The 22,298-nt window shown below is 39.6% G+C and carries 20 protein-coding genes and 2 pseudogenes; 11 read left to right on the top strand and 11 right to left on the bottom strand.

Annotation, left to right across the window (positions count from 1 at the left end):
• Positions 1-60 precede the first annotated feature (60 nt).
• Entirely contained in the window at positions 61-1,110 is a 1,050-nt protein-coding gene (locus QM941_RS07345; protein ID WP_247943612.1) for a DUF389 domain-containing protein, read from the top strand.
• A gap of 211 nt (positions 1,111-1,321) precedes the next feature.
• Here QM941_RS07345 and thrS read toward each other — a convergent pair whose 3' ends face one another.
• The gene (thrS, locus tag QM941_RS07340; protein ID WP_414339975.1) at positions 1,322-3,265 is read right to left on the bottom strand and encodes a threonine--tRNA ligase; all 1,944 of its coding nucleotides are present in this window, start codon (positions 3,263-3,265) and stop codon (positions 1,322-1,324) included.
• A 318-nt stretch (positions 3,266-3,583) separates the two neighbouring features.
• A complete protein-coding gene (locus tag QM941_RS07335) occupies positions 3,584-3,958 on the bottom strand; it encodes a hypothetical protein (protein WP_414340075.1) in 375 nt (124 codons plus the stop codon).
• A 205-nt stretch (positions 3,959-4,163) separates the two neighbouring features.
• Here QM941_RS07335 and rpsO point away from each other — a divergent pair, with 205 nt between their 5' ends.
• The 5 genes and pseudogenes from rpsO to QM941_RS07310 all read left to right on the top strand — a co-directional run bounded on the left by rpsO (position 4,164) and on the right by QM941_RS07310 (position 7,219).
• Positions 4,164-4,433, top strand: a complete 270-nt coding sequence (rpsO, locus tag QM941_RS07330) for a 30S ribosomal protein S15 (RefSeq protein ID WP_001018251.1) — start codon at positions 4,164-4,166, stop codon at positions 4,431-4,433.
• Between the two features lie 710 nt (positions 4,434-5,143).
• Positions 5,144-6,487, top strand: coding sequence for a DEAD/DEAH box helicase (locus QM941_RS07325; protein WP_414339974.1), 1,344 nt, complete (start codon positions 5,144-5,146; stop codon positions 6,485-6,487).
• Between the two features lie 173 nt (positions 6,488-6,660).
• Positions 6,661-6,869 (top strand): annotated as a pseudogene (locus QM941_RS07320) (hypothetical protein).
• Positions 6,870-6,960: 91 nt separating this feature from the next.
• Positions 6,961-7,152: pseudogene (locus QM941_RS07315) on the top strand (helix-turn-helix domain-containing protein); the annotation flags it as partial.
• Positions 7,153-7,159: 7 nt separating this feature from the next.
• On the top strand, positions 7,160-7,219 hold the full coding sequence (locus tag QM941_RS07310; protein ID WP_223311177.1) for an IS3 family transposase: 60 nt from the start codon (positions 7,160-7,162) through the stop codon (positions 7,217-7,219).
• Between the two features lie 92 nt (positions 7,220-7,311).
• Here the strand turns inward: QM941_RS07310 and QM941_RS07305 are convergent, their stop codons facing one another.
• From QM941_RS07305 to guaA, 5 genes are all read right to left on the bottom strand, one after another.
• Positions 7,312-8,313, bottom strand: a complete 1,002-nt coding sequence (locus QM941_RS07305; RefSeq protein WP_414339973.1) for a sensor histidine kinase — start codon at positions 8,311-8,313, stop codon at positions 7,312-7,314.
• On the bottom strand, positions 8,303-8,986 hold the full coding sequence (locus QM941_RS07300; protein WP_414339972.1) for a response regulator transcription factor: 684 nt from the start codon (positions 8,984-8,986) through the stop codon (positions 8,303-8,305). The genes QM941_RS07305 and QM941_RS07300 overlap by 11 nt, the downstream gene beginning before the upstream one ends.
• 32 nt (positions 8,987-9,018) lie before the next feature.
• A complete protein-coding gene (locus tag QM941_RS07295) occupies positions 9,019-11,073 on the bottom strand; it encodes an FtsX-like permease family protein (RefSeq protein ID WP_414339971.1) in 2,055 nt (684 codons plus the stop codon).
• Positions 11,063-11,836 carry an ABC transporter ATP-binding protein gene (locus tag QM941_RS07290; protein WP_414339970.1) on the bottom strand — a complete coding sequence of 258 codons (774 nt, stop codon included), beginning with the start codon at positions 11,834-11,836 and terminating at the stop codon, positions 11,063-11,065. The genes QM941_RS07295 and QM941_RS07290 overlap by 11 nt, the downstream gene beginning before the upstream one ends.
• Positions 11,837-12,082: 246 nt before the next feature.
• Positions 12,083-13,645: a glutamine-hydrolyzing GMP synthase gene (gene guaA, locus QM941_RS07285; RefSeq protein ID WP_414339969.1), complete on the bottom strand. Its 1,563-nt coding sequence runs from the start codon at positions 13,643-13,645 to the stop codon at positions 12,083-12,085.
• A gap of 140 nt (positions 13,646-13,785) precedes the next feature.
• Between guaA and QM941_RS07280 the strand changes: the two genes are divergently transcribed.
• Complete coding sequence (locus QM941_RS07280) at positions 13,786-14,484, top strand: GntR family transcriptional regulator (RefSeq protein ID WP_414258855.1); 699 nt, start codon at positions 13,786-13,788, stop codon at positions 14,482-14,484.
• 236 nt (positions 14,485-14,720) lie between these two features.
• On the top strand, positions 14,721-15,911 hold the full coding sequence (metK, locus tag QM941_RS07275) for a methionine adenosyltransferase (RefSeq protein ID WP_414339968.1): 1,191 nt from the start codon (positions 14,721-14,723) through the stop codon (positions 15,909-15,911).
• Between the two features lie 32 nt (positions 15,912-15,943).
• On the opposite strand, the gene QM941_RS07270 is transcribed toward metK, so the two are convergent.
• The 4 genes from QM941_RS07270 to QM941_RS07255 all read right to left on the bottom strand — a co-directional run bounded on the left by QM941_RS07270 (position 15,944) and on the right by QM941_RS07255 (position 19,561).
• Positions 15,944-16,243, bottom strand: coding sequence for a DUF1827 family protein (locus QM941_RS07270; RefSeq protein WP_414339967.1), 300 nt, complete (start codon positions 16,241-16,243; stop codon positions 15,944-15,946).
• A 63-nt stretch (positions 16,244-16,306) separates the two neighbouring features.
• A complete protein-coding gene (locus QM941_RS07265) occupies positions 16,307-16,756 on the bottom strand; it encodes an NUDIX hydrolase (RefSeq protein ID WP_414339966.1) in 450 nt (149 codons plus the stop codon).
• A gap of 84 nt (positions 16,757-16,840) precedes the next feature.
• The gene (locus QM941_RS07260; RefSeq protein WP_414339965.1) at positions 16,841-19,090 is read right to left on the bottom strand and encodes an AAA family ATPase; all 2,250 of its coding nucleotides are present in this window, start codon (positions 19,088-19,090) and stop codon (positions 16,841-16,843) included.
• A gap of 240 nt (positions 19,091-19,330) precedes the next feature.
• The gene (locus tag QM941_RS07255; protein WP_004253825.1) at positions 19,331-19,561 is read right to left on the bottom strand and encodes a DUF1797 family protein; all 231 of its coding nucleotides are present in this window, start codon (positions 19,559-19,561) and stop codon (positions 19,331-19,333) included.
• A gap of 205 nt (positions 19,562-19,766) precedes the next feature.
• On the opposite strand from QM941_RS07255, the gene QM941_RS07250 reads away from it, so the two are divergent.
• From QM941_RS07250 to QM941_RS07240, 3 genes are all read left to right on the top strand, one after another.
• Entirely contained in the window at positions 19,767-20,450 is a 684-nt protein-coding gene (locus tag QM941_RS07250; protein WP_004253828.1) for an amino acid ABC transporter permease, read from the top strand.
• Positions 20,450-21,184, top strand: coding sequence for an amino acid ABC transporter ATP-binding protein (locus QM941_RS07245; protein WP_414339964.1), 735 nt, complete (start codon positions 20,450-20,452; stop codon positions 21,182-21,184). The genes QM941_RS07250 and QM941_RS07245 overlap by 1 nt, the downstream gene beginning before the upstream one ends.
• 132 nt (positions 21,185-21,316) lie before the next feature.
• Positions 21,317-22,174, top strand: coding sequence for a bifunctional methylenetetrahydrofolate dehydrogenase/methenyltetrahydrofolate cyclohydrolase (locus QM941_RS07240; RefSeq protein ID WP_414339963.1), 858 nt, complete (start codon positions 21,317-21,319; stop codon positions 22,172-22,174).
• Positions 22,175-22,298: the final 124 nt, after the last annotated feature.

Here is a 22,298-nt window from a genome sequence, read left to right as displayed (position 1 = left end):
GATGTCTCTCTACTATCATCCATGCAGAAACAAGATTATATGAAATAAAAGGAGTAACCAATGTCCGGAAACTATTCAACACGTGAATACCGTGAGAAATTATATGATGACCTTCATGTTCGATTGAGAGATACAGCGATTTTGATGTGTGCAATTTTTATTGCCTCTATCGGACTAAATATGAATTCAACAGCTGTCATTATAGGAGCCATGTTGATTTCACCTCTCATGACACCGATTGTTGGACTGGGATTCGGTTTAGCTATTTTTGATACGCGTTTAATCAAGCAATCTCTAGAGGTTTTATTGACTCAAGTGTTGGTCAGTTTGCTTGTCTCGACTCTGTATTTCTGGATTTCTCCCTTGTCTTATGCAAGTAGCGAGTTGATTGCACGAACCTCTCCAACCATTTGGGATGTCCTCATTGCTATTGCTGGTGGGATTGCTGGTGTGATCGGTTCAAGGAAAAAAGAAGCAAACAATATCGTGCCAGGAGTAGCCATTGCTACAGCTCTGATGCCGCCTATCTGTACTGCTGGCTATGGTTTAGCTAATGGGAATGTACGATTTTTATTGGGGGCTCTCTATCTTTTCTTGATCAACTGTGTCTTTATCATGCTAGCCAACATTGTTGGAACAAGAATTTTGATGAGAAAATCTCCTTTAACTTCATTTAAAGAGCTGAGCATTAAAATGAGAATTGGCTTGATATCTTTGATTGTATTGTTGATTCTTCCAGCTAGCTATTCGGCAGTTACTCTGACAATAGAACAAGCGCGCAAAGAAGGGATCAAACAGTTTGTAGGAAAAGAGTTCGCCAATTATACGGTTATTAATCAAGTCTACAAGTCAAGTAACAATGAATTGGTCTTGACGGTTGTTGGAGATCCGATTTCAGAAGAAGAATTAGAAACACTCCACCAAAAACAAGCCTCTTACGGTATTCAATCTGTTCAATTGAAAGTGAATCAAGTTCAGAACTCGCCAACATTAGATAGTGAAGCGACCAAGGAATTTTATGAAAACATTGACAAGTATATTGATCAAAAACTCTCTGAAAAAGATTCACAAAACGATCTCGTAAAAGAAAATGAAGCAGACAAGGATTGAGGATAGTCAACTTATCTAACTCATGGAAGCAAATCTTGGGAGGATATCCTACACCCAAAAATTAGTGGATAGAAAGAATTGTTGACGAGGCTACCATTTGTGATGGTTTGACCAATCACTATTAGCTCAGCATAATCAAAATATAAAAAAGCAACAACTGAAATAGTTGTTGCTTTTTAGGTGGCTGAGATTTTGTTCCAGGTTAAATGGTTTATTTCTCAACACGAGATTTGTTAGCAATGTCTGCAAGAATCAATTCTACAAATGCATCTACTGGCATAGTTTCAGTTTCTTTTTGACCATAACGGCGAACGTTTACAGCCTTCTCTTCCATTTCCTTGTCACCAACGATTAATTGGTAAGGAATCTTTTGAGTTTGAGAAGCGCGAATCTTGAATTGCATTTTTTCATTACGTTCATCCACATCAGCACGGACGCCACGGTCACGGAGTTTCTTAGCCACTTCCCAAGCGTAGTCCACATGTTTCTCGTTAGAAACTGGGATGAGGGTTACTTGGTGTGGTGCTAGCCATGTTGGGAAGGCACCCTTGTAGTTCTCAATCAAAATCGCTGTGAAGCGTTCCATAGTTGAGATAACCCCACGGTGGATCATAACTGGGCGATGTTCTTCACCATCAGCTCCGATGTATTTAAGGTCGAAGCGTTCTGGAAGCAAGAAGTCAAGCTGAATCGTAGAGAGGGTTTCTTCTTTTCCAAGGGCAGTCTTAACCTGGATATCCAATTTTGGTCCGTAGAAGGCTGCTTCACCTTCAGCTTCAAAGTAGTCAACACCCATCTCATCAAGGGCAGCACGAAGCATGGTTTGAGCATTTTCCCACATTTCATCGTTATCAAAGTACTTATGAGTATCTTGAGGGTCACGAAGAGAGAGGCGGAAGCGGTATTCAGTCAAGTTGAAGTCTTCATAAACATCGATGATCAACTGAAGAGCACGTTGGAATTCTTCTTGGATTTGTTCAGGAGTTACAAAGAGGTGACCGTCGTTGAGAGACATTTCACGCACACGTTGAAGACCAGTGAGAGCTCCAGATTTTTCGTAACGGTGCATCATCCCGATTTCAGCGATACGGATTGGCAATTCACGGTATGAGTGAACATGGTGCTTGAAGACTTGGATGTGGTGTGGACAGTTCATTGGACGAAGAACGAATTCTTCACCGTCCCCCATGTCCATAGTTGGGAACATGTCTTCTTGGTAATGATCCCAGTGACCAGAAGTCTTGTAGAGCTCAACTGAAGCAAGTGGTGGAGTGTAAACGTGTTGGTAGCCAGAAGCCAACTCTTTATCGACGATGTAGCGCTCCAACTCACGACGGATTGTCGCACCATTTGGCAACCAGAATGGAAGACCTTGACCAACTTCTTGAGAAATCATAAAGAGGTCAAGCTCTTTACCAAGTTTACGGTGGTCACGTTCTTTAGCTTCTTCACGCATTTGAAGGTAGTTCTTCAAGTCTTTCTTGTCGAACCAAGCTGTACCGTAGATACGTTGCATCATAGCGTTATCGCTATTTCCACGCCAGTAAGCACCAGCTACGTGGAGAAGGTGGAAGATTTGGATGCGGCCTGTTGAAGGGACGTGAGGGCCACGACAGAGGTCTACATACTCACCTTGACGGTAGATGGTCAAGCCACCCTCGTCTTCTGAGTGCTCTTCGATCAATTCCAATTTATATGGGTCGTTCTTGAAGATTTCACGCGCCTCGTCTTTTGTCACTTCCTCGCGAATAGATGGGAAGTTTTCTTTAACGATTTTTTGCATTTCTTCTTCGATACGAGGAAGATCTTCGTTAGAGATTTGACCAGCTTGGTTATCAGTATCGTAGTAGAAACCATCTTCGATAGCTGGACCAACACCCAAGTGAATGTCTGGGAAAAGGCGACGAGCTGCTTGTGCAAACAAGTGAGCAGCTGAGTGACGCAAGATGTCCAATGCATCTTCGTGATCAGGTGTCACAATTTCGATGCTTCCGTCTTCAGTGATTGTACGAGTAGTGTCGATGAGTTTGCCGTTGAATTTACCAGCCAAGGCTTTTTTAGCTAGGGAATTGCTGATGGATTGAGCAATTTCAAAAGTTGTAACGCCAGATTCGAATTCACGAACAGCGCCATCTGGGAAAGTAATGTTAATCATGATGTTCTCCTTATATTGGTTATCCATTATTTATAAAGCAGAAGTGTTGCCCTATTTTGCAGTCTTAAATCAAGAAAAACAAAAAGCGACATCCTAAAAAGGACGTCGCAACGTGGTTCCACCTTCATTTATGTTCCTCAAAAAAGAGGGACACCTCTGATTGGCTCTAACGTGGCCACCGTTTTATGTTTGCATAAAAGTCAGTAGAGTAGTATCAGTATAGTCTTCCTATGCGTTCTCAGCAACCACGCACTCTCTGGTAGAAAGGGTCTAAGTGACTTGTCTCTATGCATTATTATAGCATGATTGCGAGATTTTTCAAGGTTTTTGTGAAAGTTTTTTGTTTTTAAGTTTTTGCACTAGATTCTTAATAGCGACACCGACAGCCATACCCGCAAGGGCAAAGATTTCATAGGCTAGGAGGTAGAGAAGGATAAATTCTCCGAAAGTAATGATGGTAAAGCAAAAGAGCAATCCAACTCCAATTAACCACCAAACTGAGAACTTGAAACGATAAGAGTAGAATAGTGATACTATGAAAGTCACCAGTGGAGAGAAGATAATAACGTTGCCGATGGTGAGCTCCTTCAAGATATAGTTTTCAGTAATAGTCCATAATAACAGCTCATAAAGTGGCCAATAAAAGAAAAATATGACCAGATAGTAGGGGAGATATTGCGAGAATTTGCGCATGGTAATCACCTCTCTTTTCAAGTTGTCTCCTTAGATATCCTTCCTATAACTATTATAGCACATTTGTGGTAAGAATAGTAAATCAGTTGACAAAGAACTTAGTTATTGGTAGAATAGGAAATGTCGTAAAGACAAATAACTTCTTCTTGGTTACAGGCATGCCAACCTGTCACTCGGATGAAGCCAAATAAAAAGGAGAAACATCATGGCAATCTCAAAAGAGAAAAAAAATGAAATCATTGCACAATATGCACGTCACGAAGGTGATACAGGTTCAGTAGAGGTTCAAGTTGCTGTCCTTACTTGGGAAATCAACCACCTTAACGAACACATCAAACAACACAAAAAAGACCACGCTACTTACCGTGGGTTGATGAAGAAAATCGGTCGCCGTCGTAACTTGCTTGCATACTTGCGTAAAAACGACGTTAACCGTTACCGTGAGTTAATCAACTCTCTTGGACTTCGTCGCTAATCTGCTTTATTTTCCACTTACATTGCGTTGTCACCTTACCTCGATATACTCAAGTATAATCTTCGGTTACGGTTCCTAGCACTGTAAGGTAAAATAAACCAGAATGATCTCCCTTCGAGGAGATTTTTTGTTTCACTAACATTTTTGAACAATCTTCGGCTCGCCGCCTAGTCTCAAAACGTTTTATCCAGCAAGAATCAAGCTCTCTGACTTCAGAGGGCTTTTTGCTTTTTGCCAAGTGCTTAGGCCGTGTTCAATTGAGCATATCTTGGAATAAGGCTACTCGATTGAGTAGCTTTTTATTTTTGTCACCTTACCTCGATATACTCAAATATTATCTCCGGTTATGGTTCCTAGCACTGTAAGGTAAAATAAACCAGAATGATCTCCCTTCGGGGAGTTTTTTTCTCTCACTAAAATTTTTGTTCAATCTTCAGCTCGCCGTCTAGTCTATAAACGTTTTATCCAGCAAGTATCATGATGCTAAGGGCGTAAAAAATGCGTATGAAAATAGGGAAAGGACACAGTGTTCGATAAACACAAGGAGTTTCATCTTTTTCACTAGGATTTTAGCCCGAGCTCAAATCAGCTCTCTAGATTCAGAGGGCTTTTTTATTTTTGTCACTTTATCTTAATTGGTCTAAATGACAATGCTACAGTAATGGATGAAAATATGGTATAATTATAAGATAGATAGAATCGAGGATATTATGTCATTTACGAAATTTAAGTTTAAAAAATATATTGTGGAAGCCTTGGAGGAGTTGAAGTTTACAACTCCAACAGAGGTGCAGGATAAGCTGATTCCCATTGTCCTTGCAGGTCGCGACTTGGTTGGTGAATCCAAAACAGGTTCAGGGAAGACTCATACTTTCTTGTTACCGATTTTCCAACAATTGGATGAAGAGAATGATAGCGTGCAGGCAGTTATCACAGCTCCAAGTCGTGAGTTGGCAACGCAGATTTACCAAGCGGCACGTCAGATTGCAGCTCATTCGGATGTAGAAGTACGTGTCGTTAACTATGTTGGTGGAACAGACAAGGCACGTCAGATTGATAAATTAGCAAGCAATCAGCCTCATATTGTCATTGGGACGCCAGGTCGTATTTATGATTTAGTAAAATCTGGAGACCTAGCTATTCACAAGGCTAAGACTTTTGTAGTCGATGAAGCCGACATGACCTTGGATATGGGATTCTTGGAGACGGTTGATAAGATTGCAGGAAGTCTTCCTAAGGACTTGCAGTTCATGGTCTTTTCAGCGACTATTCCGCAAAAATTGCAACCTTTCTTGAAAAAATATTTGTCAAATCCTGTTATGGAGAAGATCAAGACAAAAACAGTTATCTCTGACACCATTGATAACTGGTTGATTTCGACCAAGGGACGTGATAAGAATGCTCAAATCTATGAACTAACGCAGGCTATGCAACCTTATCTGGCAATGATTTTTGTCAATACTAAGACCCGTGCGGATGAATTGCACTCTTACTTAGTTGCTCAAGGCTTGAAGGTCGCTAAGATTCATGGGGATATTGCACCCCGTGAACGCAAGCGCATCATGAATCAGGTCAAAAATCTTGATTTTGAATATATTGTAGCAACTGACTTGGCAGCGCGTGGGATTGATATTGAGGGTGTCAGCCACGTTATCAATGATGCTATTCCACAAGACTTGTCCTTCTTTGTTCACCGTGTCGGACGAACTGGACGTAATGGTCTACCAGGTACAGCCATTACCCTTTATCAACCAAGCGATGACTCTGATATCCGTGAGTTGGAGAAATTAGGAATTAAGTTTGTACCTAAGGTGGTTAAAGATGGAGAATTCCAAGACACTTATGACCGTGACCGTCGTGCCAATCGTGAGAAAAAACAGGAAAAACTGGATATCGAAATGATTGGCTTGGTTAAAAAGAAAAAGAAAAAAGTGAAACCAGGCTATAAAAAGAAAATCCAGTGGGCTGTCGATGAAAAACGCCGTAAAACCAAACGCGCAGAAAGTCGTGCCCGTGGACGTGCAGAACGTAAAGCCAAGCGTCAAACATTTTAAAAATGAAACAGTAGAACCAAGTGGTTTTACTGTTTTTTTATAGTTCTACATCGGAATTGTCAGAATTCATTAGTATATGATATTGTTAAAATGATCATTTAATCAGAACATTCTTTTAATTTTCTGAAGTTTATAATATACTTAAATTAAAAGTAGATTGTAGGAGAAGTTAAATAAAAGATTTTAAAGACTTTATTGCTGGGATTGGTGAATAAATGTTATTGCTTATTTGATATATGTGTGTACCGGTCTCGCTCCTCTCTTTCATATATTGGTCATCGGTTCAGAATTGAGTACTGGAAAAATAGTTTTAACCATCTTAGGTATACTTTACGTTATCCTTTTAACGATTGCTAGAATTTATCGAAAGTTTTTCTGGTAAGAATCATCATGAAATATTAAAATACCGTCAGAAATTTGAACTGCACCCCAAAAGTTAGACAGAAAAAAACTAACTTTTGAGGTGTTTTATTATGAAATTGAATTATGAAGATAAAGTTCAGATTTATGAACTAAGAAAGCAAGGACAAAGCTTCAAACAGCTTTCGAAAAGATTTGGTGTGGATGTTTCTGGTCTAAAGTACATGATGAAATTAATTGACCGTTATGGCATAGATATCGTCAAGAAAGGGATGAATCGTTATTATTCTCCAGAACTAAAACAACCAACGAATTAAAGTCAAACTAAAAGGACTTAGCCCTGTGCAATACAGAACTAAATCCTTTCAATAATTATTTGTCCAACTTTTTGGGGTCAGTACAGCTTTCCTTTTTGGTATAAAATATGTGCTTTCTATGAGTAGGCAATTTTCTTAATCGAAAAATTACGAAATAGAAAGAGAGATTTCAAATCCATGCATCCATTCGGATTTTACTACGATGTCGATTTTTAAAGCATCTGCTAATTGTTTGACAAGATAGAGACCCATGCCTGTTGATTTTTTCCTTGTCTCTCCTGAATCACCTGTAAATCCTTTTTCAAAGATATGAGGGAGGTCGCAAGCTTTAACTCCACACCCATTATCCCTAATAATCAGGGTTTTGCGCCCCTTGTCACTTGACATAGAAATCTTGAGTTCTGGTTTGTCAGAGCTATATTTAAGGGCGTTGGCTAGTATTTGAGACAGGATAAATCCAAAACTGCGTTGATCGGTGTAGCAGATTCCTTGTATGTTCTCTAACTTAATCGTAAAATTCTTTTCTTTGAGCAAGGGATCAAAGTTCTCCAAAAGATCTTGGATACACTCTTTTAGGTCAAGGTCTTCAAATAGAAAATCATTTTTCTCACTTTTCACCCTGTAGTAGAATAAGATCTGTGATACATTTCCTTGGATTTGATTTTTCACATAGTCCAATTTAAAAGCAGTATCCTCAGGTAGTTGGTCACTTTGATTGTCTAAAAGGAGGGAAAGAAGCGATAAAGGAAGTTTAATCTCATGCGCCCATTTTTCAACATAGTCCTCGTACTCGGCTAGTAATGAGTTGAGTTTTCCTATTTGAGCCTGCTTTTGATAAAGTGTATCTGCTATTTTTTCAATGCTTTCTTTCTCTGAGGCACTTGATAAACGCAATAATTCCAGTTCCGTATCTATCTTAGGATTGGCTATGAAGGCTTTATAAGCATCTAATTTTTTTCTTTCTTTTCTTATAAGTAGGAGTGATAGGATAAAAAAGAGCAGGACTGTAGCTAAAAGATAGAGCAGGATGAGAGCTTGAAACATTCTCACATCTGAAAGCCAAAGCAGGACAGCTGTAAATAGATCAAATGCTAAGAGAACAAGTAACCAAGGCAGATAACTAGCTAGATATTTTAGATTATGTTTCATCTGGACTTACCTCTTCTAGCTTGTAACCAATACCTCTGACGGACTTGACTTTAAGGGCAATGCCAGCCTGTTTCATCACCTTTTTCAGCCTTGCAATGTTTACTTGTAGGGCATTTTCATCAATGAACTCAGTTGTATTCCACAGTTTCATGCTTAGTTCTTCTTTTGTGACGACAGAATCAGTTGTCACTAATAAGGTTTCTAACAATTTCCCTTGATTTTGAGGGAGTAAAATCGAATGTCCGTTGATATAAAGAGTATAGGTATTTCTATCCAGCAGGAAATTATCTTTTTCAAGCAAATTTTGTCTACCTTCATAGCGTTTCAAGATGTTTTCTATACGAGCCAAGAATCTTTCTTTCTTGAAAGGTTTTGTTAAGTACTCGTCAGCCCCTAATTTTAGGGCGTAAATCTCATCTTTTAGTTGTTCACGGGAGGTGAGAACCAATATGGGCACAGAGCGTTTGGACTTGAGATTTTTACAAATTTGAAAACCTGTTTCTCCTGGTAAATTCAAATCCAGTATGATTAAATCCGTATCGTATTGCAATACTTGCTGGCTTGTATCTTTGAAGTCAGTCAACTTATCAACTTGATAACCCGCTTTCTCTAACAAAATAACAATTTCATCTCGAATCAAGGCTTCATCTTCAATAACCAGAATATGTTTCATATCAGCTCCTCCTTTTCTTATTTTATTCTACCTTATTCGTCTCTTTTGGGTTCTATTAAGGACAATAAGTACTTGTTGCTATTTTTCTTTACAATTTTTATATAGATGACTTCAAATCCAGCTAAGAGCAGTACTATCAGCATGGCTGTGATAAATTTCTGCCCCATAGCCATTCTTGCACTAACGGGTACTATTCCTGTGAGGAGGGAGCTCACACCGAAACTACTACTAATAAGTGCAAGGGCTATTGGCAGACCGAAATACCAGTTGACTTGCTTTTCTGACGATTCACAAAGAGTTTCATAGTTGGCCCCGAGATGAATTAAGGTTTGGTATCGTCTGTAGGTTTGTCTCTGCCCCATCAAAAATTGAACGCCGATGATTGTATTTGCGACAACAAGGAAGATGATAGCCAGATAGATGGTGATATAGCTGGCAGAGATAATGTAAAATAATTGTCTTCCCATATTTTGTATATAGCTTTCATAACCAAGAGAGGTTTGATTTAGCTTTTCATTGGTATCTGAGATAGCTTTCATCAGGCCTTTTTCCTTGATTAGCTCAGGAGCCAAGATACCGCTGACATAGTTCGAATAGTGACCGTCTGTATAGTTCATAAAGACTTCATCTGTGACTATGAGGGCAACAGAGAGGGTGATTTCACGATCTGTTACAATCGGTAAAGACTGTACTTCGCCAATCAATTTTATATCATTTCCCATGACTTTGATTTGAGGGTTTGTCTTTAGGACAGAGTTGACGAGACTCTCATCTGGGAGGAAATCTTTCCCCATATACAAGTAAGCTTCCTTACTAGTTAATTCTAGAGGAGGGAGACTGGCAGCCTTTCTAAGCTCATTGTATTCAGAAACTGGTATGAGGTGGGAAGTAGTAGACTGTTTAAATTTATGGAGCAAAATTTCCTTGTTCTTGCTGTCTTTTTGCTCTTTCAATACCTTGATGAACTGTTCAAAGGACACGGATTTGTGTTCTTTCGGTTCGCCCACTTTGATTTGTAGAATCTTTGAAAACTGTGATGCCAGTCCAGCAGCTTCAAGCTCTTTTTTAACTGTATTCATATCAAGATTTTCATCTGTTTCCTGCTTGCTATCTCTAAATGTATAATCCAAAACGTGGGTATGATTGCCTGAATTGCCACTTGCAATGGCAACACCTGCTCCAAAGAGGCACAAGGCAGAGAAGATTAAGAGGGAGCAGATAGCCAGTATAGTTGAGCGCTGGATAACTAATTCCTGAATCTGTCTAAAATTATAGGTGTGGAGTTTTCGATTGCTTCTAAGCTTGACCAAAAAGTCTATAAACAAACGCATACCAAAGAAGAGTAGGATGGTTCCGAGAGTCCCCAAGAGAACAGTGATGCCCATAGTTATGACACTTTCCCAAGCTCGCCCACTCATACCCAAGTAATAGGCTGTTCCTAGAAGCAAAATTCCGAAGACGGAAGCAAGAAGATACACACCCTTGGGGAGTAGTTTCTTCATACCAGAAGGAGAATAGGCAAGCAGATCTCCGATTTCCTTATTAGCTGTTTTTGCACTTAAAAGGATAAAGACAGCTAATTTTACGGCTAGGAAACCGATGATTGTATAGAATAGAGCTGTAGTAGATAGAGAGAATTGATGTTCAATAATTCCTAGCCCAACAATTTTAGCGGTTATTAGGCTAATCAGTTCTGAAATCAAGATGGAAATAGGAAGGCCTATTCCAAGGGCAAGGACACTGTTTCTCAAATCCTCGAGCAGAAGTAGCAAGAACAGTTTGCTTCTTCGCATCCCTAGCGTTAGATAGACACCAAATTCATGTTTTCTCCTTTCCATCTGCATACTGCTTGCGAAGTAGACTAGAAAAAAGAGAATAAAGAGTGTTGCTACATAAAGAATGGGAATCATGCTAAAGAGTTTATTTACAGCGTCACTCTCTATTTGTTTGAGAAAGATCATCACATCTTGATGGGACAAAGAAAGGATGATGTAAAAGGAGATAATAGAAAGAACCATGGAACTGAAATACAAGCCATTATTCTTTCGATCCCTCTTGCTATTTCTTGAGACTAATTTAGAAAACATTGCCATCACCTCCAGCCAGTGCAGACATGACCTTTAGTATTCTGTGGTAAAAATCTTCTTGACTTTCTCTTGGATAATCGCGTCGAATTTCATGGAATAGTTTTCCGTCTTGGATAAACAAGATGCGGTTGCAAAAGCTGGCAGCGACTGAATCGTGGGTCACCATGAGAATGGTGGTTTCTTCCACTTGATTCATTTCGGATAATTTTTGCATCAAAATGGTCGCATTTTTTGAATCCAAAGCTCCTGTGGGCTCATCTGCAAAAACAATCTTAGGATCTAAAATCAAGGCACGCGCAGCAGCTACCCTTTGCCGTTGACCACCTGATAATTGAGATGGGAACTTATCCAGAAGTTCAGAAATATCTAGATATTGGGAAAGCAATTCTAACCGAACCTTGCTTTCGTTCTCATCGACCTTGTGCAAAGACAAGGGGAGTAAAATATTTTCTTTGGCTGTCAGATTGTCCAAAAGCTCAAAATTTTGAAAGAGGTAACCAATTTCCTTGCCACGATAATCAGCTAACTGACTACCTTTTAACTGACCTAAATCTTTTTCTTGCATTTGAATGGAGCCGTCAGTTGGTTTGATGATAGTAGCGAGACAGTTGAGAAGGGTTGTTTTCCCAGAACCACTGCTCCCCATAATCCCTAAGAACTCACCTTTGACAACTTGAAAAGATATACCGTTCAAGGCTTTGGTGATATTCGGCTCTTTTCCATAATGCTTTTTTAATGATTCTACTCGTAAAATTGTTTCCATGTGAAACACCTCCATATTTTGTTACTTTCATTATAATATGAATCAGAGTAGAATAACACTTACGGATGATGTAAGAAATCTTTATCATTAGGTTATTGGAGCTATACTTACTATATTATAGCATGGTTTCAAGGATTTAAAAAGAAGAGTTGAGAGTCGAGAAATTTTCCTAATATTGAAATTATAAAAAATAATACCACTGTAGTCCATGCTTCAGCAGTATTATTTATTATTTTATAGGAAACTTTACTCCCACTCAACAGTTGCAGGTGGTTTACTTGTAATATCGTAGACGATGCGGTTGACGTGATCAACTTCGTTTACGATACGAACTGAGATTTTCTGGAGAACTTCCCAAGGAATCTTGGCGAAGTCAGCTGTCATACCATCGATAGAAGTGATAGCTCGGATGGCAATGGTGTAGTCATAAGTACGACCGTCGCCCATAACACCAACTGAACGAACGCCAGTGTTAACAGTGAAATATTGCCAGATGTCGCGGTCAAGGCCAGCTTTAGCGATTTCTTCACGAAGGATAGCATCTGACTCACGAACAGTTTCAAGTTTTTCTTCAGTGATTTCTCCCATGACACGGATAGCAAGACCTGGACCTGGGAATGGTTGGCGCCATACGATGTGGTCTGGCATACCAAGTTCAGTACCAAGTGCACGAACTTCGTCCTTGTAAAGAGTGTTGAGCGGCTCGATCAGTTCAAACTGCATGTCTTCTGGAAGTCCACCAACGTTGTGGTGAGACTTGATAGTTTGAGCAGTATCCGTACCAGACTCGATGACGTCTGTATAAAGTGTTCCTTGAGCAAGGAATTTCACGTCTGTTAGTTTGCTTGCTTCGTCATCAAAGACATAAACAAACTCGTTACCGATAATCTTACGTTTTTGTTCAGGGTCAGAAACACCAGCCAATTTATCAAGGAAACGTTTGGCAGCATCTGCTTTAACGATATTGAGACCAAACTTACCACCAAGCATATCCATAACTTGGTCAGCTTCCCCTTTACGGAGAAGACCGTGGTCTACAAAGATACAGATCAATTGATCTCCAATAGCTTTTTGGAGAAGAACTCCAACTACAGAAGAGTCAACACCACCAGAAAGTCCGAGGAGAACACGTTTGTCTCCAACTTTTTCACGGATTTGTTTGATTTGCATCTCGATGAAGTTATCCATAGTCCAGTCGCCTTTTGCACCACAGATATTCAAAGCAAAGTTACGCAAAATATCATAACCGTGAACTGAGTGGCGAACCTCTGGGTGGAATTGGATACCGTAGATTTTCTTATCAGGGTTTTCAATAGATGCATAAGGACAGTCTGCAGAAGTTCCAGTACGAACAAAGTCAGCAGGAATTTCTGTAACAGCATCCCCGTGGCTCATCAAGACAAGCTGCTCATCTGGAGTACCAGCAAATAGCGGAGACTCGGTATGAGTCAGTGTTGATTGACCGTATTCACGATTTCCAGCGTCTCCTGCAGGAACAACCTTCCCACCAAGCTTGTGGGTAATTAGCTGCATACCGTAGCAGATTCCTAAAATTGGAATTCCTAATTCAAAAATTTCTGGATCAATATCAAAAGATCCATCTTCATAAACAGAGTTTGGACCACCTGAAAGCACGATTCCGATAGGATTGATTGCACGTACTTCAGCAGCCGAAATCTTGTGACTTTTTAGTTCTGAAAAGACACCAATCTCACGGATACGACGTGAGATAAGTTGGTTGTACTGGCTACCATAGTCCAGTACGATGATCTTTTCGACATCTTGTAAATCAGTTGAAATGTTGCTCATCTTTTCCCTTTCTTCAAAGAAATATCTTCTTGAATATTCTATCATAAAAGGGTTAGAATTACCAACTAAACAAGTGCGGTTTGACTTTTCCCTATGAGTTACGGTACAATGGAAAAAATAAAGAAAAGAAGTGATCAAGCATGTTACCAGCTTATATGAAAATCCACGACCAAATCAAGAAAGACATTGATGAGGGAAGTTGGAAAATTGGGGAAAGACTTCCAAGCGAGCGAGATTTAGCAGAAGAATTTGCCGTTAGCCGCATGACCTTGCGTCAAGCAATCTCTCTCTTGGTTGAAGAAGGAGTTTTGGAACGACGTGTAGGTAGTGGGACCTTTGTTTCAAGTACACGTGTTCAAGAAAAAATGCGAGGGACAACCAGTTTTACAGAGATTGTTAAAGCTCAAGGAAAAACTCCATCTAGTCACTTGATTTCCTACCGTCGGACAATCCCTAATGAGCAAGAAGTGGCTAAACTAGGTATACTGCCAACTGACAATATCATTCGTATGGAACGTGTTCGCTATGCTGATAAGGTTCCTGTTGTCTATGAAGTTGCTTCTATTCCTGAGAAATTTATCAAAAATTTCAAAAAAGAAGAAGTAACCAAGCACTTCTTTCAAACCTTGCAAGAGCATGGTTATCGAATTGGTAAATCTCACCAGACCATATACGCACGTTTAGCCAAAGAAAAGATAGCTCATTACCTAGAAGTTGAAAAAGGGCATGCTATTTTAGGTTTGACTCAGGTTTCTTACTTTGATGACGGAACGGCTTTTGAGTATGTAAAGAGCCAATACGTCGGAGAACGGTTTGAATTTTATCTAGAAAATAATTAGTTTATAACATCACTCTTAAAATAGAAACTCATCTACTTTAAGAGTTTTTATTTGGTTAAGATTAGAAAACATTTTCTTAGTAAGAAAAATAGTAATCATACGAGTTTTTTTTAAAGATTCGTGTTATAATAGTTAGGTTATATGGTCCCGATAAGGTGGTGGGATTGATTGTAAATACTCTTCCTACCAGTTCTTTGTAACTCTATAACGAATATTTTTTAAGGGGGGACATTTTTATGTCAGAACGTAAATTATTCACGTCTGAATCTGTATCTGAGGGGCATCCAGATAAGATTGCAGACCAAATTTCAGATGCTATCTTGGATGCTATTTTAGAGCAAGATCCAGAAGCGCACGTTGCTGCTGAAACAGCTGTTTATACTGGTTCAGTACATGTTTTCGGTGAAATTTCAACCAATGCTTATGTCGATATTAACCGAGTGGTTCGTGATACTATTGCAGAAATCGGTTATACCAATACAGAGTACGGTTTTTCTGCGGAGACGGTAGGAGTACACCCATCCTTGGTAGAACAATCACCAGATATCGCTCAAGGGGTTAATGAAGCCTTAGAAGTTCGTGGAAATGTGGATCAAGATCCACTTGATTTGATTGGGGCTGGAGACCAAGGTCTCATGTTTGGTTTTGCAGTTGATGAGACTGAAGAACTTATGCCATTGCCAATCTCACTCAGCCACAAGTTGGTTCGTCGCTTGGCAGAGCTACGTAAGTCTGGTGAAATTAGCTACCTTCGTCCAGACGCTAAATCTCAAGTTACTGTTGAATATGATGAAAATGACCAACCAGTGCGTGTGGACACTGTCGTTATTTCAACTCAACACGATCCAGAAGTCAGCAATGAACAAATCCATGAAGATGTAATCAACAAGGTCATCAAAGAAGTGATTCCAGCTTCGTATCTTGACGATGAGACTAAATTCTTCATCAATCCAACAGGTCGTTTCGTTATCGGAGGACCTCAAGGAGACTCAGGTTTGACGGGTCGTAAGATTATCGTGGATACTTATGGTGGTTATTCACGTCATGGTGGTGGTGCCTTCTCTGGTAAGGATGCCACTAAGGTTGACCGCTCAGCTTCTTATGCAGCTCGCTACATTGCTAAAAACATTGTTGCTGCAGGTCTTGCTAAGAAAGCAGAAGTGCAATTGGCCTACGCTATCGGTGTAGCTCAACCGGTATCTGTCCGTATCGATACCTTCGGTACTGGTACAGTAGCTGAAAGTAAGCTTGAAAAAGCAGCGCGTCAAATCTTTGACCTTCGTCCTGCAGGAATCATCCAAATGCTTGACCTCAAACGTCCAATCTACCGTCAAACAGCGGCTTATGGACATATGGGACGTACAGATATTGATCTTCCATGGGAACGCTTGGATAAGGTAGAAGCCTTGAAAGAAGCAGTTAAGTAACATAAAAAAGATTGGTTTAAGGACCAATCTTTTTATTTTGTAGGAATTGATATTTCAATCAATTTATCTGAATAGAGAGTTTTGATATTAGCCTCGTCAATAATTTGTTTATCAATTTTTCGATTCATAAAAAACTCTTGAATTTTCTCGACTTCTTTTTCACGAATAGCCCGATGTTTATTGGAAATGAGGATTTCATAATGAAGCGGAGCCTGAGTGAAAATGACATCGGTATTTCCTGCAGAATAAACTTCTACAAGAGTTGCATCAGTACTTTCTAGTTGGCTTTTAACAAGACGAGAATGGGAATTAGTAGTATTGATAAGCTTCATAAATTTTTCTCCTGTTTTTCTATGTCTATTATAGCACTTTTTGGGAAAATTGGAAAAGTTAACCTAAATTTGATGTTGTTTTTTCCAGGATTCAATCGCCCATTTATGACTGCCACGTTTAAGATTTTCTATAGCTTCCTCTATAGGGAACCAAGCTAGGTTATTAAAGTCTTCTAGAGGTTTTTGGGTTTCTTGATAAGAAGTAGCTTCATATAAATAGGCAGGATTGTAGTAGTAGGTATCACGATGGCTAGAGTAGAAGTATTCGTCTGCTTGGCCATAATATTGACCAATCTCGGCTGTAAATCCTAATTCTTCAATCAATTCTCGCTTGAGGGCTTCAAAATGATCTTCGCCCGCTTCAATCTCTCCACCTGGTAAGAACCAAGCACCATTTGGAGCTTGAACCAGGATAATCTTTTCTTTAGCTGAATCAGGTATGACAGCATAGACACCGTATCTAGTTTTGTAGCTTACTCCCTCTTTTTTCTCTCCAAAGGTTGGATTTGCCATAGCTATCTCCTTCATGATTGCGTTTTCTTTCTATAATAGTAAAGAATGTTCCTACTGTCAAGTAAGAACATTCTTCTGTATGGATTAGTCTGTAGACTCTACTTTTTCAAGTTTGTTTTTAGATTTAATAATGATTTTTCCATTGCTTGTCATGACAGCTTTCAGCTCTTTTTCATTTGGATTTTCAAGATAGAAGTCTGTAATAGCGTCTTCGATGTAGTCTTGAATGGTTCTACGAAGTGGACGAGCCCCCATTTTTGGATCATATCCCAAATCAACCAATTTTTCCTTGGCTTTATCACTAACCTCTAGTGAAATATTATTGCTAGATAAACGTTTGTTAACGTCTTCTAGCATGAGATCAACGATTTGAAGGAGATTTTCCTTACTGAGAGCTTTAAACTCGATAATTCCATCAAAGCGGTTCATAAATTCAGGACTAAAGAAGTTACCCAGTTCTCCAAGAACGGAGTTGGTACGTCCTTCTCTAGCAGCTCCAAATCCCACGCTAGCTTCAGCCTTTCCAGTTCCAGCATTTGAGGTCATGATTATAATGGCATCTTTGAAGCTAACAGTGCGTCCTTGACCATCCGTTAAACGGCCATCATCCAATACTTGAAGGAACATATGCATGACATCTGGATGGGCCTTTTCAACTTCGTCTAGTAAAATAAGTGAATAAGGATTACGACGAACTTTCTCAGTCAACTGACCTGCTTCATCATAACCTACGTATCCTGGAGGGGCACCGACGAGTTTGGCAACGCTATGTTTTTCCATGTATTCGCTCATATCAAAGCGAATCATGCTATCAGCAGAACCAAAAAGCTCAATAGCTAGTTGTTTAGAAAGTTCTGTCTTACCGACACCAGTAGGACCAACAAAGAGGAAGCTACCGATTGGACGGTTTGGAGTACCTAGTCCAACACGGTTACGGCGGATAGCCTTAGCAATCTTATCAACTGCATCATCTTGACCAATGACATGAGCCTTGAGGTCGTCTGCTAGGTTGATGAGTTGAGACTGTTCTTTTTCTTTCAAATCACCAACTGGAATATTAGTCTTTTGTTCAATAATGTGTTCAATCGTCTTTTCGCTGATAATCGGGGTATCCTGATCCGTTACCTTGGTCTTTTGCATTTCCTTATATTTAGCAATCTGGTCACGGAAGTAAGCTGCTTTTTCAAAATCTTCATCTCGAGTTGCTTGGGCCTTGAGATTTTCTGCCTCGATTAAGCGTTGGTCGATAACCTTTGGATCCACAAAATTCAAGGTTAAGTTCATTTTTGAACCAGCCTCATCTAGGAGGTCAATAGCCTTATCGGGCAAGAAACGATCTTGGATGTAGCGGTTAGAAAGAGTAGCAGCAGCTTCGATAGCAGCATCTGTATAATGAACGTGGTGGTAATCTTCGTATTTCTTTTGGATACCTTTGAGGATAATAATAGTCTCTTCCACAGTCGGTTCATCAACTTTAACAGGTTGCATACGGCGCTCAAGGGCGGCGTCTTTTTCAATGATGCGGTATTCATTGAGGGTAGTAGCACCAACTAGTTGAAGTTCTCCACGAGAAAGGGCAGGTTTCAGAATATTGCCTGCATCCATATTGCCATCTCCGGCAGAACCTGCACCGACAATCTCGTGAATTTCGTCAATAAAGAGGATGACATCTTTGCGCTCACGAATTTCTTCCATGAGTTTTTGCATGCGCTCTTCAAATTGTCCACGAATTCCTGTACCTTGGACAAGGCTAACAACGTCTAAACGAATGACTTCTTTCCCTTGAAGTTTGTGGGGAACATCACCATCTACAATTTTTTGAGCGAGGCCTTCGACAACTGCTGTCTTACCAACACCAGGCTCTCCGATAAGGACGGGATTGTTTTTGGTTCTACGGTTGAGAATTTCAATGACACGGATAATTTCTTCGTCGCGACCGATAACAGGATCGACATTTCCACGGCGGGCAATCTCAGTTATGTTGATACCGTACTCATCCAAGAGTCCTTTTTCTTGACTAGGAGGAGGTGTTTGAGCTGGTCCGCGATTTTGGGAACCAAAACCACCATTGCCACCATATCCACCACCTGACTGGGTTGGAGGAACATTATTATTGGAAGAAGGTCTAAAGTTATTCAGATCGTTAAAGAAATCTCCAAAGGGGTCAAAGTCACGATTGTTTAAATCTGTAATTCCTTTGAATAAGCTATTGTTTGGATCTGTTTTGATAATTTTGTAGCAATTTTGGCAAAGATCGATTTGCTTTTGTTGCCCATTAAGATTGGTGTAAAGATGGATCGTTGAGTCGTTTATTTTACAATTTTGACAGAGCATACCACTACCTCGTTTCTTTCTTGGCTTTGACTAAAACAGAAAGGTCAAAAATAGTCAAAGTTCTTTAGTCTCATTATATCATGATTGAAGGGGAAAGCAAGTAAAAAGATTGAGTCTTAGAACTCATGATAATAGAGTTTTGTAAATGAAATATAGGGATAAAAAGAAAAATCCTATTTGTCATGCAAAAAGGATTTTCATTGGTCAAAGCAGGAGACTTCTCCGGCATTTATTCAACAATTAGTATAAAAGTTCGTAGATTTCCATCGCAATGAGGTCGATGCTATCAAATGTATATGTTTCACGAGCTTCAACGTCACGAAGTGTAAAGAGTGGTCCGTTTTCTTCGTCGTGGTTAAAAGCAACCTCTGCGACAACAACTCCTTCGCGCTCAAAGTTACGTTTCAAGTTACCACCATCTTTAGTCATTGCTTCTAAGCGATTGATGATTCTAACCAAATGTGATTCCATTTTGATTCTCCTCCATTTCTTATCTTTACTATTTTACCATAAACAGACTCTACTTGACTAGAAAAAAACTAAGATTTCTCGCTATTTCTATCGTCTTTGAAAATTTATTGAAAATATTAGGAGAAAATGTTGAATTTTTATGCAATATATGTTATCCTTATACAAGTTTTAAGTTTAAATATTAAAAACAGAAAGTAGAGTATCCATGAATTTTTCTTTTTTACCGAAATATCTACCATATTTTAACTATGGTGCCGTTGTAACAATTATCATATCTATCTTGGTGGTCTTCTTGGGGACCATTCTAGGAGTGCTATTGGCCTTTGCACAACGTTCAAAGATTAAACCACTTGCCTGGTTTGCTAATCTATATATCTGGGTCTTCCGTGGGACTCCGATGATGGTGCAGATTATGATTGCATTTGCCTTGATGCATATTAGTGCTCCGACTATTCAAATTGGGATCTTAGATGTTGATCTGACTCGCTTGATTCCAGGGATTTTGATTATTTCTATGAATAGTGGTGCCTATGTATCAGAAACAGTTCGTGCTGGGATTAATGCAGTACCAAAGGGACAATTAGAAGCAGCTTATTCACTAGGTATTCGCCCTAAGAATGCCATGCGCTATGTCATTTTACCCCAGGCTATCAAAAATATCTTACCTTCTCTAGGAAATGAGTTTATCACTATTATCAAAGATAGCTCGCTCTTGTCAGCTATCGGGGTTATGGAGTTGTGGAATGGAGCTACTACAGTATCAACAACCACATACCTACCTTTAACACCGCTCTTATTTGCAGCCTTTTACTACTTGATTATGACCTCTATCTTGACACTGGCCTTGAAAGCTTTTGAAAATCGTATGGGACAAGGAGATAAGAAATAATGACTGAAACACTTATAAAAATTGAAAACCTTCATAAAAACTTTGGGAAAAATGAAGTTTTAAAAGGAATTGATCTTGAAATTAAAAAAGGGGAAGTAGTGGTGATTATCGGACCTTCTGGTAGCGGTAAGTCAACCCTCCTTCGTTCGATGAATCTCCTCGAAGAAGCTACTAAAGGAAAGGTTATCTTTGAAGGTGTCGACATTACCGATAAGAAAAATGACCTCTTTGCCATGCGTGAAAAGATGGGAATGGTTTTCCAACAATTCAATCTCTTCCCAAATATGACGGTAATGGAAAATATTACACTCTCTCCTATTAAGACAAAAGGCGAAAGTAAGGCAGTTGCTGAGAAGAGAGCCCATGAGCTCTTGGAAAAGGTTGGTTTGCCAGATAAGGCAGATGCTTATCCTCAAAGCTTGTCGGGCGGTCAGCAACAGCGTATCGCTATTGCGCGTGGTCTTGCTATGGAACCAGATGTCCTACTATTTGATGAACCGACTTCTGCCCTAGACCCTGAAATGGTAGGAGAAGTACTAGCAGTTATGCAAGAACTTGCTCAGTCAGGAATGACCATGGTTATCGTAACGCATGAAATGGGCTTTGCGCGTGAAGTAGCAGATCGTGTCATCTTTATGGCTGATGGTGTTGTTGTTGAAGACGGAACTCCAGAGCAAGTCTTTGAACAAACCCAAGAACAAAGAACCAAGGATTTCTTGAGTAAGGTTTTGTAAGAATATCATGAAAAGCTCCAAGTGAGCTTTTTCTTATAGTTTCAGACTATAGGGTATCTTAGGTAAGAAGTGTTAGAATGCAGAACGATTTTTTGTTATAATAGAGAATATTTGTTAGAAAAGAGAAAATACATGACACAGATGATTGATGGAAAGGCTTTAGCAACAAAGCTACAAGGACAGTTGGCTGAAAAAACAGCCAAATTAAAGGAAGAGACAAGTTTGGTTCCAGGATTGGTCGTTATTTTAGTCGGAGAAAATCCAGCAAGCCAAGTTTACGTACGCAACAAGGAGCGTTCTGCCATCGCTGCAGGCTTCCAAAGTGAAGTCGTGCGAGTTCCAGAGACCATTACTCAAGAGGAATTGTTAGAATTAATCGCTAAATACAATCAAGATCCAGCATGGCATGGGATTTTGGTTCAGCTTCCATTACCAAAACACATCGATGAAGAAGCTGTTTTACTAGCTATTGACCCTGAAAAGGATGTGGATGGTTTCCATCCTCTCAACATGGGACGCCTCTGGTCTGGTCACCCAGTTATGATTCCTTCAACTCCAGCTGGAATTATGGAAATGTTTCATGAATATGGGATTGACTTAGAAGGTAAAAATGCTGTCGTAATTGGTCGTTCAAATATTGTTGGGAAACCCATGGCTCAGTTACTGTTGGCTAAAAATGCAACTGTAACCTTGACCCACTCTCGCACCCATAATTTAGCCCAAGTAGCTTCTAAAGCCGATATTTTGGTCGTAGCTATCGGTCGCGCCAAATTTGTGACTGCTGACTTTGTCAAACCAGGTGCAGTTGTCATTGATGTAGGGATGAACCGAGATGAAAATGGCAAGCTCTGTGGAGATGTTGATTACGATGCTGTTGCACCAATTGCTAGTCATATCACCCCTGTACCTGGTGGAGTTGGTCCAATGACCATTACCATGCTGATGGAGCAGACTTATCAGGCTGCTTTAAGAACGCTGGATAGAAATTAAGTTTATGATGAAAAATGGTTGAGATAGTGATATCTCGACTTTTCATTTGCTGTAAAGATACTTATTTCAATTGATGTTTTTCTTTATTTTTTTGTAGTATAATGAAAGTAAGAGAAAGCATGAA

The organism is Streptococcus timonensis, from assembly GCF_047460355.1.
GTDB lineage: Bacteria > Bacillota > Bacilli > Lactobacillales > Streptococcaceae > Streptococcus > Streptococcus timonensis_A.
Note: the sequence above shows the minus strand (reverse complement) of the source record. Positions and strands in the feature narration are given on the sequence as shown.

Excerpts from the sequence above, each read along its gene's own strand:
- QM941_RS07345 (WP_247943612.1), top strand. The coding sequence starts at position 61 with ATGTCCGGAAACTATTCAACACGTGAATACCGTGAGAAATTATATGAT.
- thrS (WP_414339975.1), bottom strand. The coding sequence starts at position 3,265 with ATGATTAACATTACTTTCCCAGATGGCGCTGTTCGTGAATTCGAATCT.
- QM941_RS07335 (WP_414340075.1), bottom strand. The coding sequence starts at position 3,958 with ATGCGCAAATTCTCGCAATATCTCCCCTACTATCTGGTCATATTTTTC.
- rpsO (WP_001018251.1), top strand. The coding sequence starts at position 4,164 with ATGGCAATCTCAAAAGAGAAAAAAAATGAAATCATTGCACAATATGCA.
- QM941_RS07325 (WP_414339974.1), top strand. The coding sequence starts at position 5,144 with ATGTCATTTACGAAATTTAAGTTTAAAAAATATATTGTGGAAGCCTTG.
- QM941_RS07305 (WP_414339973.1), bottom strand. The coding sequence starts at position 8,313 with ATGAAACATAATCTAAAATATCTAGCTAGTTATCTGCCTTGGTTACTT.
- QM941_RS07300 (WP_414339972.1), bottom strand. The coding sequence starts at position 8,986 with ATGAAACATATTCTGGTTATTGAAGATGAAGCCTTGATTCGAGATGAA.
- QM941_RS07295 (WP_414339971.1), bottom strand. The coding sequence starts at position 11,073 with ATGTTTTCTAAATTAGTCTCAAGAAATAGCAAGAGGGATCGAAAGAAT.
- QM941_RS07290 (WP_414339970.1), bottom strand. The coding sequence starts at position 11,836 with ATGGAAACAATTTTACGAGTAGAATCATTAAAAAAGCATTATGGAAAA.
- guaA (WP_414339969.1), bottom strand. The coding sequence starts at position 13,645 with ATGAGCAACATTTCAACTGATTTACAAGATGTCGAAAAGATCATCGTA.
- QM941_RS07280 (WP_414258855.1), top strand. The coding sequence starts at position 13,786 with ATGTTACCAGCTTATATGAAAATCCACGACCAAATCAAGAAAGACATT.
- metK (WP_414339968.1), top strand. The coding sequence starts at position 14,721 with ATGTCAGAACGTAAATTATTCACGTCTGAATCTGTATCTGAGGGGCAT.
- QM941_RS07270 (WP_414339967.1), bottom strand. The coding sequence starts at position 16,243 with ATGAAGCTTATCAATACTACTAATTCCCATTCTCGTCTTGTTAAAAGC.
- QM941_RS07265 (WP_414339966.1), bottom strand. The coding sequence starts at position 16,756 with ATGGCAAATCCAACCTTTGGAGAGAAAAAAGAGGGAGTAAGCTACAAA.
- QM941_RS07260 (WP_414339965.1), bottom strand. The coding sequence starts at position 19,090 with ATGCTCTGTCAAAATTGTAAAATAAACGACTCAACGATCCATCTTTAC.
- QM941_RS07255 (WP_004253825.1), bottom strand. The coding sequence starts at position 19,561 with ATGGAATCACATTTGGTTAGAATCATCAATCGCTTAGAAGCAATGACT.
- QM941_RS07250 (WP_004253828.1), top strand. The coding sequence starts at position 19,767 with ATGAATTTTTCTTTTTTACCGAAATATCTACCATATTTTAACTATGGT.
- QM941_RS07245 (WP_414339964.1), top strand. The coding sequence starts at position 20,450 with ATGACTGAAACACTTATAAAAATTGAAAACCTTCATAAAAACTTTGGG.
- QM941_RS07240 (WP_414339963.1), top strand. The coding sequence starts at position 21,317 with ATGACACAGATGATTGATGGAAAGGCTTTAGCAACAAAGCTACAAGGA.